The following is a 12,219-nucleotide window of genomic DNA, read 5'->3' as shown; positions in this document are numbered from 1 at the left end:
CGCGAGCAAGCTCGCTCCCACAGTGGTTTGTGTGACTGACAAAATTGAATCCGCTCTACGCGTCAACGGACCACTGATGAAACTCTCGCGCCTTGCCCTGCCCTTCTTCCTGCTGCCATCCGCCAACGCCCTCGCCGACAACTTCGAGCGTGATCAGGCGCTGAAGCTGCCGGATACGCTGATCTCCGCCAACCGCCAGGTCGAAGCCCGCAACGACAGCAGCGCCGCCAACACGGTGTTCACCCGCGAAGACATCGACCGCCTGCAACCGAGCGACGTGCCTGATCTGCTGCGGCGCGTGCCCGGCGTGCAAGTGGCGCAGACCGGTGGGCGCGGCAGTCTGCCGGGCATTTACATTCGCGGCACGCAGTCGGCGCAGAGTCTGGTGTTGGTCGACGGCCAGCGCATCGGCAGTTCGACCTCTGGTGACAGCAACCTGCAGCACCTGAACATCGAGCAGATCGAACGGGTGGAAGTGCTGCGCGGTTCGCGCTCGGTGATTTACGGCAGCGATGCGATTGGTGGGGTGATTCAGATTTTCACTCGACGCGGTACTGAGCAAGGCTTGCAGCCACGGATGCACGTTGGTTTCGGCAGCAACCAGACGTGGGAGCGCAGTTTCGGCTTGTCCGGGGGCGATGACAAAACCCGCTTCAATCTCGGCGCCAGCCTGGATGAAACCGCCGGAATTGACCGCACTCACGAGTCGTATCCAAGTGATGGCGATCATGACGCCTACCGCAATAAATCCGTCAGCCTGAGCCTCAGCCATGCGCTGACCGATGACATCGAAGTCGGCGCCAATCTGCTGGATAACCGGGGCAAGGGCGAGTTCGACAATCCGTTCGGTAGATATGACTTCGCGACGGATCAGTCCTACCAGCAGCAGCCCTACAGCGATTTCAACGTCAGCAGTGTCAGCAGTTACGTCGATGCTCGGGTCAATGAAACCTGGAAAACCCGCGTCGAGTTCGGCCATACCGAAAACCGCGAGAAGACCCTCGACAAACTCAGTGACGAACGCACGGTGTTCAACACCTACCGCGACTCGGTGAACTGGCAGAATGACCTGACGCTGGACGCCCGTAACAGCCTGATCCTCGGCGGCGACTGGTACGAAGACCGGGTCAACAGCAGCACCGCATTCGACGAAGACAGCCGCTGGAACCGTGCCGCATTCATCCAGCATCGTTATCAGGCCGACAGCTTCTCCACGGAACTGGGTTTGCGCCATGACGACAACCAGCAATTCGGCAGCCAGAACACCTGGAGCGGCACGTTCACCCTGCCGCTGAACCCGGATAACGATTTGCTGCTGAGCTACAGCGAAGGCTTCCGCGCGCCGACCTTCAACGACCTGTACTACCCGGACTTCAGCAACCCGGACCTGAAACCGGAAACCTCGAAAAGCTACGAGCTGCAATGGCGCAGTCAGTTGAGCGACAGCAGCCGCCTGGAAGCATCGATTTACCGTACCGACCTGGAAGACGCGATCATCTTCGGCAGCAACTCACGCCCGGAGAACGTCGCTTCGGCACGGATCAACGGTTTTGAAGCGGCGCTGAAGCAGGAACTGTTCGGCTGGCAGAGCAATCTTGGCGTTTCGATCATTGATCCGCGCGATCGCGATACCGGGCACACGCTGGCCCGGCGTGCGCGGCGGACGTTGAGCTGGGATCTCGATCGACAATTTGATCAAGCCAGCCTCGGCGCCAGTTGGCAGGCGGTCAGTAGCAGTTATGACGATAAGGACAATACGCAGGCGCTGGGCGGCTATGCGCTGTTCGGCTTGCGCGGCAGTTGGGCGCTGAATCGGGAGATCAAGCTGGATCTGAAGGTCGATAACGTTTTTGATAAGGGTTACAGCCGCGCGAACTACAGCTATGACGGCAGCCAGTATGGTTATCGCGAAGAAGGTCGGGTGTGGATGTTTGGTGTCACCTGGACCCCTGAGCTTTGACCTGAGATTTGCAGTGTTTTGGCTGGACTCTTCGCGAGCAAGCTCGCTCCCACATTTGGAATGCAATCCCCCTGTGGGAGCGAGCTTGCTCGCGAAGAAGTCACCTCGGTTTCAGCGGTCAGGCGCGATCAATTGGCAGAGTTTGGCGGTAGCGCTGATCATTTGGCCACTTGGGCGCTCAAGGCCTTTGTCGGTGACCAACAGTAACTTTGCCTGCTTCACCGCTGCTACCTGCGGCCACGCCTTCCAAGCATTCAGCTGCGCCCGATCACTCGCCAGAATCACCTCTGGATCGCGCTGCAACACCGCCTCAATACTCACCTGCGGCGCCGGCAGACTCAGATCGCTGAACACATTGCGCGCCCCGCACACTTCCAGCGCATCACTGATGATTTGCCCGCCACCGACGGTGTACAGCGGCTTGTCCCACACCTGATAAAACACCCGCAACGGCACGTCCCGGCGATAGCGCTGGCGCAGCTCTGCGAGTTGTTTGCGCATCTCCGAAGCCCGTTTCACCCCACGTTCAGGTCGCCCCAATTGCGCGGCAATGGCTTCTATCTGGGTAGTGAGTTGCTCAAGGGAATGCGGTTCAGCGACGAAGGTCGGGATGCCCAGACGCTTGAGCTGATCACGCTGCGCAGGGCCGACACTGCCGGGCCACAGCAACAATAAATCAGGCTTGAGGCTGAGCAGTTGTTCCATGTCGAGTTGGCCATAGCGGCCGACAGAGGGGACGTTGGCAATTTCAGCAGGACGCTCCCCGGCATCCAGCACACCGACCAACAGATCAGCCGAATCCAGTTCAACGACAATTTCAGAAAGGGACGGCGCGAGGCTGACCACCCGCAGTTGCGCCAGCACAGGACCACTAACGGCCAGCAGCAGAAGCGCCAGCCACAGACCGCGCATCAGCCGAGTTGACGCGGGATACGGTAGAGATAAAACAGTACCGCCGTGGACAACGCCAGCAGCATCAACGGTACGGCTTCAAGACCGACAAACACCGCCAGTGCGCCGATCCACGCCGGCAAGGCTGCGACGAGAAAAGCCGCACGACGACGCGCAGCGAGGGCAATCCACGCGGCCGGTTCATCCGGGGTATCGAGGGATTTTTGCGTAGCGATCAGTGCATGTTTGTAGCGACCGAAGAACTTCAGGCTGACAAACATCGACGCGACGCCGGCAATGAAAAACGGCATCGCCAGTACTGGCAGAATCCCTTCGCCCTGGCCGAACAGGGCGTTGAGGACAAACAACGGCACCAGCGCCAGTGCGAGGTATTTCCACCAATCGACCGACAACCGGCGCCGCACCTGACCGCGAGTCACGCGCGATCAACCTCGCCCTGATGCTCGTTGCCCATCATGTGATCGAGCTTGCTGGCCTTGGTTGCCAGATAGAGTTTGTTGTGTGGGTTGTGACCGGTGTGCAACGGCACGCGCTCGGCGACGGTAATGCCCATGTCGGTCAAGGCTTTGACCTTGCGCGGGTTGTTGGTCATCAGACGCAGGGATTTCACACCCAAGTGCTCCAGCATCGGCAGGCACATGGCGTAGTCGCGCTGGTCAGCGGCAAAGCCCAGACGTTCGTTGGCTTCAACGGTGTCGGCGCCGCCGTCCTGCAACTCGTAGGCACGGATCTTGTTCAGCAGACCGATGCCGCGACCTTCCTGACGCAGGTACAGCAACACGCCACGGCCTTCACGGGCGATGGCTTTGAGCGCGCCTTCCAGTTGCGAGCCGCAGTCGCAGCGCTGGCTGAACAAGGCATCGCCCGTCAGGCATTCGGAGTGCAAACGGCCGAGTACCGGGGCACCGTCGGCAATTTCACCCAGGCTCAGCACGACGTGCTCGCGGCCGGTGGCTTCATCGAGAAAACCGTGCATGGTGAATTGCGCAAAAGGCGTTGGCAGCTTGGAAGCGGCGACAAAGACGACAGGCACCGGTGTGCTCCTGATCTAAAGAGTCTGAAAATTCGCAGGCCGGCATTGTAACAGCAGGTTCCTACCGGCGCTTAGGCTGAATTATCGGGGATAACGATCAAAAAGTTTGATAACTACCTCATGGACGCCGCAGCTCCCTTGTAGGAGTGAGCCTGCTCGCGGTAGCGGTGTGTCAGCCACATCAATGTTTGAGTTAGACCGCTATCGCGAGCAGGCGAAGGCCTACAGGGGATTTGTGCAGACCTTCAGTTCGAGTTGAACGGATACGGCTGTTTCCACTTCTCGAAGATCGACTTCAACTCGCCGCTCTTCACCAACTGCTCCATACGCTGGTCATACAGCGCCATCAGCGCCCGTGCCTGTGGAGTGTCAGCGAAGCCTAGAAAAAGCGGCAACTCGATCAGATGCGAATAGCGATACTGCGTTGGATCCGTCGCCGTTTTCACCACCGCTTCAATCTCGGTCAGCGCATCGATGTAGTAATCCGCCCGCCCCTGCTTGAGCATCGACAGGATCCCGGTACGCCGCTCGATCTGGTTGTAACGCTTGATGTTCGGCAGGTAGTTTTCGTAACGATAGCCGCGTACCCAGGCCAGTCGATACTTGCCCAGCGTCGCCTGGGTCGGCACCGGGTTGCTCGCCAAGCCCAGCGCGTAGATGTGATCGGAATCGAAATTCCAGTGCGGGTACAAGACCTTTTCGGCTTCGTCACGATAAGAGCCGACCAGTGCGTCGACTTCCTTCAACTGCACCAGCCCTACCGAACGGGTGTAGGGCACCGTGCGTATATCCAGCTTTACCCCGGCCGGCTCGAACACCTTGCGCAACACGTCCCAACCGAGGCCATGGCCGTCGGCGGCGGTGTAGTCTTCCCAGTCTTCGCTGGCCAAGTGGATGACCGCCGGCGTCGGCGCAGCTTCCTGCGCACTGACCACCGTGCCCAGCAAAGCAAAAAACACCAGCGCCAAACAGCGTCGAGCCATCCCTAGTCCCCTCACTTGACCCTGATATCCCTCGGAATCAGGCGAAAATCCACACCAGACCCTGCATCGCCAGCCAGGCAAACACACCGGCCAGCACGTCATCGAGCATGATGCCGACGCCGCCATGCACGTGCCGGTCGATCCAGCGGATCGGCCACGGCTTGAGAATATCGAAGAAGCGGAACACCAGGAAACCCGCGAGCAACCAGTACCAGCCTTCCGGTACCAGCCACAGGGTGATCCACATGCCGACCATTTCGTCCCAGACGATGCCTTCGTGGTCGTGGACCCGCAGATCGTCGGCGACTTTGCCGCACAGCCAGAAGCCGAACAGCATGGTGATCCCGAGCATCAGCCAGTAACCCCAGTCGGGCAGCATCTGCCACAACGGGATAAAGGGTAGCGCAACTAACGAGCCCCACGTGCCCGGGGCTTTCGGCAAGGTGCCGGAACCAAAACCGAACGCGAGGAAATGCCAGGGATTGCGCCAGACCGACGGCGGAACGAATTCGGCCGGAACCTGTTTCGGGTGATCTGTCACGGTGTCTCCTGAAAATGTTGATAGCCCCGGGTTTGCGGGGTGATGTCGTGCCCTTCGCGATCCAGCAGCACCACGCCCTGCCCTTCGGCCACGCGACCGATCACATGGATCGGCCAGCCATTGGCCAGCAGCGCCGGCAACTCGACGGACGGCAGGGTGAACGCCAGCACGTAATCATCGCCACCGCTCAGCGCTGCACGCTCGGCGCCGCGCTGACCGAGAAACGCCACTAATGCATCCGACAGCGGTACGCGCTCGCGTTCAATCTCAAGTCGCACCTTTGAGGCCAGCGCAATGTGGCCGCAATCGGCGAGCAGGCCATCGGAGATATCCAGCGCCGCCGTGGCTTTGCTACGCAGGGCCTGACCGAGGGCGAGTTGCGGTTGTGGTGACCAGTAATGATCGAGCAGCGGTTGGGCGATATCAGGCTCGGCGTCACGCTGACCGAGCACCAAAGGCAAGGCGCCGGCCGCATTGCCCAGCTCACCGCCGACACAGAGCAAATCGCCCGGCTGCGCACCGCTGCGGGTCAATGCCTGACCCGCAGGCACGCGACCAAACACGGTCACCGTCAGGCTCAACGGCCCGCGCGTGGTGTCGCCACCGACCAGCGCGACGCCGCAACTCTGCGCCATACGGTTCAAACCGCGGGCATAGGCTTGCAGCCAATCGGCGGTCACCGTCGGTACAGTCAGGGCAAGGGTAAAGGCAACAGGCGTGGCGCCCATAGCGGCCAGATCGCTGACCGCGACGGCCAGCGAGCGCTGACCGAGCAAAAACGGATCGCAGGGATCGGCGAAATGCACACCGGCCACCAGCGTATCGGTGGAGATCGCCAACTGCTCCCCGGAAGGAACAGCGAGCAAGGCACAGTCATCGCCGATCCCCAGAGCAACGCCTTCGCCGCCCTGCGCACAAGGCGCGGCGGCGAAGAAGTTACGGATCAGCTCAAACTCGCCCATGGCTGAGACAAAGGATTCAAGCGCCGATTAGCGCTTGAACGCCTTCACTTCAGCTTCACGCAGGCGCGGTGCCAGCTTGTCGAGCACACCGTTGACGAACTTGTGACCGTCGGTGGAACCGTAGACTTTCGCCAGTTCGATCCCTTCGTTGATCACCACGCGGTACGGCACGTCGACGCGCTTGAGCAGTTCCCAGGTCGACAGGCGCAGTACGCACAGTTCAACCGGGTCGAGCTCTTCGATGGTCAGGTCCAGGCACGGTGCCAGCGCAGTGTCGATCTCGGTCAGACTGGCCGGAACACCGTGCAGGATATCGTGGAAGTAGCTGGCATCGGCGAAGGTGAAATCGTTGTCGACGCGAAACTGCGCTTCGATTTCGTTCAGCGAAGTCTTGGCCATGTGACGCTGATACAACGCTTGAGTCGCCAACTGACGGGCAGCACGGCGCTTTTCACTTTTCGAAGGCTTGCCGGCGTCGGTTGGACGCGGTTCGCGCGGGTTGAAACGATCGCTTTCGTCGCTAATCACTTGGCCTCCAACTGTGCCAGCAGGCTGACCATTTCCAGAGCGGACAGGGCAGCTTCGGCACCTTTGTTACCGGCCTTGGTGCCGGAACGTTCGATGGCTTGCTCGATGGAATCAACGGTCAGGACGCCGAAAGCGACCGGCACGCCGAACTCCATGGACACTTGGGCCAGACCCTTGGTGCACTCGCCTGCCACGTATTCGAAGTGCGGAGTACCGCCACGAATGACCGCGCCGAGGGCGATGATGGCTGCGAACTCACCTTTCTGGGCGACTTTCTGCGCTACCAGCGGGATTTCGAAGGCGCCAGGTGCGCGGATGATGGTGATGTCGCTTTCGCTCACGCCGTGGCGAACCAGGGCATCAACTGCACCGCTGACCAGGCTTTCAACCACGAAGCTGTTGAAGCGGCCCACTACCAAAGCGTAGCGGCCTTTAGGGGCGATGAAGGTACCTTCGATGGTCTTCAGGGTCATTCGTCAGTTCTCTTAAAGAGCCGGGACGCGTCTGCTACGCGTCCCTCAGTGATTTATTTGCCGCGAATTCGGGTCCGGAAACAACCGGTCATTATTCGGAGGGCACGTATTCTACAACTTCCAGATCGAAACCGGATATCGCATTAAATTTCATTGGTGCAGACATCAGGCGCATTTTGCGCACACCGAGGTCACGCAGGATCTGCGAACCGGCACCGACGATGCTGTAAGTCGTCGGTTTTTTCGGCACGGCCTGATCACCGGTTTCGCGGATATGCGCCAGCAGCACGTCGCCATCGAGCGGGTGACCGAGCAGCAAAACTACGCCGCTACCCGCCTCGGCAACCGCAGCCATGGCGGCACGCAGGCTCCAGCGGCCCGGCTGCTTGACCATCAACAGGTCGCGCAGCGGGTCCATGTTGTGCACACGAACCAGTGTTGGTTCTTCAGCGCAAACGGTACCCAGGGTCAGCGCCATGTGCACGTCGCCTTCCACCGAATCACGATAGGTCACCAGGTTGAATTGGCCCAGCTCGCTGTCCAGTGGCTGCTCGGCAATCCGCTGAACGGTACGTTCGTGGATCATCCGGTAGTGAATCAGGTCGGCGATGGTGCCGATCTTGATGTTGTGTTCAGCGGCAAACTCTTCGAGTTCGGCGCGACGAGACATGGTGCCGTCGTCGTTCATCACTTCGCAAATCACGCCACTTGGCTCGAAACCGGCCATGCGCGCGAGGTCGCAAGCGGCTTCGGTGTGGCCGGCGCGAGCGAGGGTGCCGCCGGCCTGAGCCATCAGCGGGAAGATGTGGCCGGGGCTGACGATGTCCTCAGCCTTGGCGTCTTTGGCGGCAGCCGCTTGCACGGTGCGCGCACGGTCAGCGGCGGAGATACCGGTGGTCACGCCTTCGGCGGCTTCGATCGAGACGGTGAACTTGGTGCCGAAACCGGAACCGTTGCGCGGCGCCATCAATGGCAGCTTCAACAGCTCGCAGCGCTCACGGCTCATCGGCATGCAGATCAGGCCACGGGCGTGCTTGGCCATGAAGTTGATGTGCTCGGCCTTGCAGCATTCGGCGGCCATGATCAGGTCGCCTTCGTTCTCGCGGTCTTCGTCATCCATGAGGATGACCATCTTGCCTTGGCGGATGTCTTCGACCAGTTCTTCGATGCTATTGAGCGCCACAAGGCACCCCCTTCAGTCAGGATTTGAGGTAGCCGTTGGCGGCCAGAAAGCTTTCAGTGATCGTGCCGCCGGATGCCGACTCTGCGGCCTTGTCGCCCAAAAGCAGACGCTCCAGATAGCGCGCCAGTAAATCGACCTCCAGATTCACCCGGCGACCTGGCTTGTACGACGCCATGATGGTTTCGCTCAGTGTGTGCGGAATGATCGTCAGCATGAACTCGGCGCCATCGACTTCGTTCACGGTCAGGCTGGTGCCGTCGACGGTGATCGAGCCTTTGTGGGCGATGTACTTGGCCAGGTCTTTCGGCGCGCGGATGCGAAATTCCACGGCACGGGCATTGTCGCTGCGCGAGACGATTTCGCCGACGCCGTCGACGTGACCGCTGACCAGGTGCCCGCCGAGACGGGTGGTCGGGGTCAGGGCTTTTTCCAGATTGACCGGGCTGCCGCTTTTCAGGTCGTTCATGGCGGTGCAGTCCAGCGTTTCACGGCTGACATCGGCTGCGAAGCCGTCGCCCGGCAGTTCAACCGCCGTCAGGCAGACGCCGTTGACTGCAATGCTGTCGCCGAGTTTGACGTCGCTCAGGTCGAGCTTGCCAGTGGCGACGTGCACGCGCACATCACCGCCCTTTGGGGTCAGTGCGCGGATACTGCCGATGGATTCGATGATGCCGGTAAACATGGGGTTCTCCTTGAGAACTAAGCCAGCGCTAACGCGATGGCCGGGAATTATACGCTCGCCGCTTGAGCAGGGATGGCAGTGACTCGCCAGTCATCGCCCACCGCGCGAATTTCAGTGATTTTCAGCTCCGGCGCATCCTTCATATAAGCCAGCGGCCAGTCCAGCAATGGACGCGCCGTGGAGCCGAGGAACTTGCCGGCGATGAAGATCACGAATTCGTCGACCAGACCGAGCTGAGCAAAGGCTCCGGCCAAGCGTGGGCCGGCCTCGACCAACACTTCATTAACGCCGCGATTAGCAAGTTCGATCAGCAACTGATGCAGATCGACCTGACCGTCATCACCCGGCACGATCAGGCACTCGGGGCCGTGAGCATATTGCTCTTCGATCGCGACGCAGGTGGCGACCAACGCCGGGCCAGCCTTGAAGAACGGCGCATCCAACGGCACCCGCAGGCGCCCGTCAATCAGCACGCGCAGCGGCGGACGGCTCATCGTCAGCGCCGTTTGCTCGCGGTCCAGACCGAGTTCGTCGGCACGCACGGTCAAACGTGCGCCGTCGGCGAGAACGGTGTCGGCACCGGTCAGCACCACCGCTGCCTGAGCGCGCAACCGCTGAACCGCCGAACGCGCGGCCGGGCCGGTGATCCATTGGCTTTCGCCGCTTTCCATCGCCGTGCGCCCGTCGAGACTCATGGCCAACTTGACCCGCACAAACGGCAAGCCGTGTTCCATGCGTTTCAGGAAACCTTGATTGAGCTTGTGCGCCTCGGCTTCGAGCACACCACTTTCAGTGGCGATACCGGCATCGGCCAGGCGCTGCAAACCACGTCCGGCGACTTGCGGATTGGGATCACGCATCGCCGCTACGACTCGGCCAACACCGGCATTCACCAGCGCATCGGCACACGGCGGCGTGCGTCCATGGTGGCTGCACGGCTCGAGGGTCACATAAGCTGTAGCGCCACGGGCCAGTTCACCAGCGGCGCGCAACGCGTGGACTTCAGCGTGGGGTTCGCCGGCGCGTTCATGCCAGCCTTCGCCGACGATCTGCCCATCACGCACCACCACGCAGCCGACCCGAGGATTGGGATGGGTGGTGTAGTGACCTTTGCGCGCCAGTTCCAGCGCGCGTGCCATAAAGTGGGCGTCGAGGATGGCCTGCTCGGCGGCGGTGGTCATTCTTTCACCGGTTCGCGGGCGAGGCGGTCGATTTCTTCGCGGAATTCGTTGAGGTCCTGGAAGCGTTTGTACACCGAGGCGAAACGGATGTAGGCGACTTCATCAAGCTTTTGCAATTCGGCCATGACCAGTTCGCCGACCACGAGGGATTTGACCTCGCGCTCGCCGGTGGCGCGCAGCTTGTGCTTGATGTGAACCAGAGAGGATTCGAGGCGCTCGACGCTTACCGGACGTTTCTCCAGAGCGCGTTGCATGCCGGCGCGGAGTTTTTCTTCGTCGAACGGTTGGCGGCTGCCGTCGGTTTTGATCAGGCGCGGCAACACCAGTTCGGCCGTCTCGAACGTCGTGAAACGCTCGCCGCAGGCCAGGCATTCACGCCGGCGGCGCACCTGTTCGCCCTCGGCGACCAGACGCGAGTCGATGACCTTGGTGTCGTTGGCACCGCAGAAGGGACAGTGCATGGTGGCTGGCAACAAAAAAAGGGAGGGCCATGGTAGCGCATCCCGGTGGCAAGACAAGCCATAGGCTTTGCGGTATACAGAACGGCATGATCGTTTGATCCATGGATTTCATTTTGCCGGAGCATCCAATGCCGTTACGTCCGCTCGTTTTGCTCAGTCTTTTCAGCCTGCTGGTGGCCTGTGGCAGCGATGCACCCAAGCCCCAGCCGCCAACGCCGGGCCCGGCGCCGCAACAAGCGCAGAAAAAAGCCAAAGAGGCCGCCGAGCTTGGCCCGCTGCCGGCTTATCAACGGGAACTGAGCGGCACTCTGCAAGGCGTACCGGCCGGCGCCGAAGTCGAACTGGCATTGCTGGTGATCGACGAGAAGGATCGCCCGCAACAATTGCTCGCCAGTTCCAGCCTGATCGGCAACAACCAGGTTCTGCCGTTTCGCCTGCGCTTCAACCCGGACGCCTTCCCCGCCGGTGCGCGGGTTGAATTGCGTGGCCGCGCCAGCCAGTCCGGCCAGTTGATCCTGCACCTGCCGTCGCAGACCATCACCCAGCCGACCACTCAAGCGTTGGGCCAACTGCAATTTGTCAAAGCACCATGACTGCACCGCTCGACCTGCAACAGGCGTTAGGTGAATTGCTCGGCGACGCCAGACTCAAGGTCTGTGCGTTGCCGGACACCGATCTGCAGTTGTGGCTGATCGATGGCGACAACATGGCCCGCGAGTTCAGTCAGGAAGAAATTCAGCGAATTCTGCATGAGCCACCGTATTGGGGTTTCTGCTGGGCCAGCGGTCTGGCGGTGGCGCGTTACCTGGCGCAGTTCCCGGAGTGGGTGCGCGGCAAACGGGTGCTGGATTTCGGCGCCGGTTCCGGGATTGCCGGGATTGCGGCAGTGAAGGCCGGCGCGCTGGAAGTGGTGGCCTGCGATCTCGATCCACTGGCGATTGCCGCGTGCAGGGCGAACGCCGAGCTCAATGATGTGCAAATGAGTTATTCGACGGACTTCTTTGCCGAGGCGGATCGGTTTGATCTGATTCTGGTGGCGGATGTGTTGTACGACCGGGCGAATCTACCGTTGCTCGATGCGTTTTTAAGTCGTGGGCGTGAGGCGTTGGTGGCGGATTCGCGGGTTCGGGATTTTCGCCATCCGCTGTATGAGCGCATCGAGATGCTTGAAGCGATGACGTTGCCGGATCTGGCGGAGCCGGAAGAATTCAGGCATGTCAGCCTCTACCATGCGCGGCGCTGATTAAAAGCTTCGCGAGCAGGCTCGCTCCCACAGGGGAATCTATTCCAGGGTAGGAGCGAGCCTGCTCGCGAAGGCGT

General features: G+C 60.9%; 15 protein-coding genes. 3 read left to right on the top strand and 12 right to left on the bottom strand.

From position 1 onward, the window contains the following. Window positions 1-76 precede the first annotated feature (76 nt). A complete protein-coding gene (locus HUW52_RS05150) occupies window positions 77-1,960 on the top strand; it encodes a TonB-dependent receptor domain-containing protein (RefSeq protein ID WP_175553114.1) in 1,884 nt (627 codons plus the stop codon). Window positions 1,961-2,071: 111 nt separating this feature from the next. Here HUW52_RS05150 and HUW52_RS05145 read toward each other — a convergent pair whose 3' ends face one another. The 12 genes from HUW52_RS05145 to nrdR form a co-directional block, all read right to left on the bottom strand. Further along, window positions 2,072-2,872, bottom strand: coding sequence for a cobalamin-binding protein (locus HUW52_RS05145; RefSeq protein WP_175553113.1), 801 nt, complete (start codon window positions 2,870-2,872; stop codon window positions 2,072-2,074). Then, a complete protein-coding gene (locus HUW52_RS05140) occupies window positions 2,872-3,291 on the bottom strand; it encodes an MFS transporter (RefSeq protein WP_175553112.1) in 420 nt (139 codons plus the stop codon). Before HUW52_RS05140 ends, HUW52_RS05145 begins: the two co-directional genes overlap by 1 nt. Next, window positions 3,288-3,905, bottom strand: coding sequence for a GTP cyclohydrolase II (gene ribA, locus HUW52_RS05135; RefSeq protein WP_016984117.1), 618 nt, complete (start codon window positions 3,903-3,905; stop codon window positions 3,288-3,290). The genes HUW52_RS05140 and ribA overlap by 4 nt, the downstream gene beginning before the upstream one ends. Window positions 3,906-4,150: 245 nt before the next feature. After that, on the bottom strand, window positions 4,151-4,888 hold the full coding sequence (locus tag HUW52_RS05130; protein WP_016984116.1) for an ABC transporter substrate-binding protein: 738 nt from the start codon (window positions 4,886-4,888) through the stop codon (window positions 4,151-4,153). A 37-nt stretch (window positions 4,889-4,925) separates the two neighbouring features. Continuing rightward, on the bottom strand, window positions 4,926-5,429 hold the full coding sequence (locus HUW52_RS05125) for a phosphatidylglycerophosphatase A (protein ID WP_007910933.1): 504 nt from the start codon (window positions 5,427-5,429) through the stop codon (window positions 4,926-4,928). Further along, window positions 5,426-6,391, bottom strand: a complete 966-nt coding sequence (gene thiL, locus HUW52_RS05120; RefSeq protein WP_175553111.1) for a thiamine-phosphate kinase — start codon at window positions 6,389-6,391, stop codon at window positions 5,426-5,428. The genes HUW52_RS05125 and thiL overlap by 4 nt, the downstream gene beginning before the upstream one ends. A 27-nt stretch (window positions 6,392-6,418) precedes the next feature. Further along, the gene (nusB, locus tag HUW52_RS05115) at window positions 6,419-6,919 is read right to left on the bottom strand and encodes a transcription antitermination factor NusB (protein ID WP_016984114.1); all 501 of its coding nucleotides are present in this window, start codon (window positions 6,917-6,919) and stop codon (window positions 6,419-6,421) included. After that, window positions 6,916-7,392, bottom strand: coding sequence for a 6,7-dimethyl-8-ribityllumazine synthase (gene ribE / locus HUW52_RS05110; RefSeq protein ID WP_003228649.1), 477 nt, complete (start codon window positions 7,390-7,392; stop codon window positions 6,916-6,918). The genes nusB and ribE overlap by 4 nt, the downstream gene beginning before the upstream one ends. Before the next feature lie 91 nt (window positions 7,393-7,483). After that, window positions 7,484-8,575, bottom strand: a complete 1,092-nt coding sequence (ribBA, locus tag HUW52_RS05105) for a bifunctional 3,4-dihydroxy-2-butanone-4-phosphate synthase/GTP cyclohydrolase II (protein ID WP_175553110.1) — start codon at window positions 8,573-8,575, stop codon at window positions 7,484-7,486. A 16-nt stretch (window positions 8,576-8,591) separates the two neighbouring features. Next, window positions 8,592-9,257 carry a riboflavin synthase gene (locus HUW52_RS05100; protein WP_175553109.1) on the bottom strand — a complete coding sequence of 222 codons (666 nt, stop codon included), beginning with the start codon at window positions 9,255-9,257 and terminating at the stop codon, window positions 8,592-8,594. A 47-nt stretch (window positions 9,258-9,304) separates the two neighbouring features. Continuing rightward, window positions 9,305-10,438, bottom strand: a complete 1,134-nt coding sequence (gene ribD, locus HUW52_RS05095; protein ID WP_175553108.1) for a bifunctional diaminohydroxyphosphoribosylaminopyrimidine deaminase/5-amino-6-(5-phosphoribosylamino)uracil reductase RibD — start codon at window positions 10,436-10,438, stop codon at window positions 9,305-9,307. Then, the gene (gene nrdR, locus HUW52_RS05090) at window positions 10,435-10,899 is read right to left on the bottom strand and encodes a transcriptional regulator NrdR (protein WP_007910946.1); all 465 of its coding nucleotides are present in this window, start codon (window positions 10,897-10,899) and stop codon (window positions 10,435-10,437) included. Before nrdR ends, ribD begins: the two co-directional genes overlap by 4 nt. A 128-nt stretch (window positions 10,900-11,027) precedes the next feature. Here nrdR and HUW52_RS05085 point away from each other — a divergent pair, with 128 nt between their 5' ends. Next, entirely contained in the window at window positions 11,028-11,492 is a 465-nt protein-coding gene (locus HUW52_RS05085; RefSeq protein ID WP_175553107.1) for a YbaY family lipoprotein, read from the top strand. After that, window positions 11,489-12,142 carry a methyltransferase gene (locus HUW52_RS05080; RefSeq protein WP_175553106.1) on the top strand — a complete coding sequence of 218 codons (654 nt, stop codon included), beginning with the start codon at window positions 11,489-11,491 and terminating at the stop codon, window positions 12,140-12,142. Before HUW52_RS05085 ends, HUW52_RS05080 begins: the two co-directional genes overlap by 4 nt. Window positions 12,143-12,219 lie beyond the last annotated feature (77 nt).

The organism is Pseudomonas sp. 43A (genome assembly GCF_013363935.1).
Taxonomy (GTDB): Bacteria; Pseudomonadota; Gammaproteobacteria; order Pseudomonadales; family Pseudomonadaceae; genus Aquipseudomonas; species Aquipseudomonas crudilactis.
This window is presented reverse-complemented; position numbering and strand designations above follow the sequence as displayed.

Coding starts and splice junctions, on each gene's coding strand:
- HUW52_RS05150 (WP_175553114.1), top strand. CDS start 77: ATGAAACTCTCGCGCCTTGCCCTGCCCTTCTTCCTGCTGCCATCCGCC.
- HUW52_RS05145 (WP_175553113.1), bottom strand. CDS start 2,872: ATGCGCGGTCTGTGGCTGGCGCTTCTGCTGCTGGCCGTTAGTGGTCCT.
- HUW52_RS05130 (WP_016984116.1), bottom strand. CDS start 4,888: ATGGCTCGACGCTGTTTGGCGCTGGTGTTTTTTGCTTTGCTGGGCACG.
- thiL (WP_175553111.1), bottom strand. CDS start 6,391: ATGGGCGAGTTTGAGCTGATCCGTAACTTCTTCGCCGCCGCGCCTTGT.
- ribE (WP_003228649.1), bottom strand. CDS start 7,392: ATGACCCTGAAGACCATCGAAGGTACCTTCATCGCCCCTAAAGGCCGC.
- HUW52_RS05100 (WP_175553109.1), bottom strand. CDS start 9,257: ATGTTTACCGGCATCATCGAATCCATCGGCAGTATCCGCGCACTGACC.
- ribD (WP_175553108.1), bottom strand. CDS start 10,438: ATGACCACCGCCGCCGAGCAGGCCATCCTCGACGCCCACTTTATGGCA.
- nrdR (WP_007910946.1), bottom strand. CDS start 10,899: ATGCACTGTCCCTTCTGCGGTGCCAACGACACCAAGGTCATCGACTCG.
- HUW52_RS05085 (WP_175553107.1), top strand. CDS start 11,028: ATGCCGTTACGTCCGCTCGTTTTGCTCAGTCTTTTCAGCCTGCTGGTG.
- HUW52_RS05080 (WP_175553106.1), top strand. CDS start 11,489: ATGACTGCACCGCTCGACCTGCAACAGGCGTTAGGTGAATTGCTCGGC.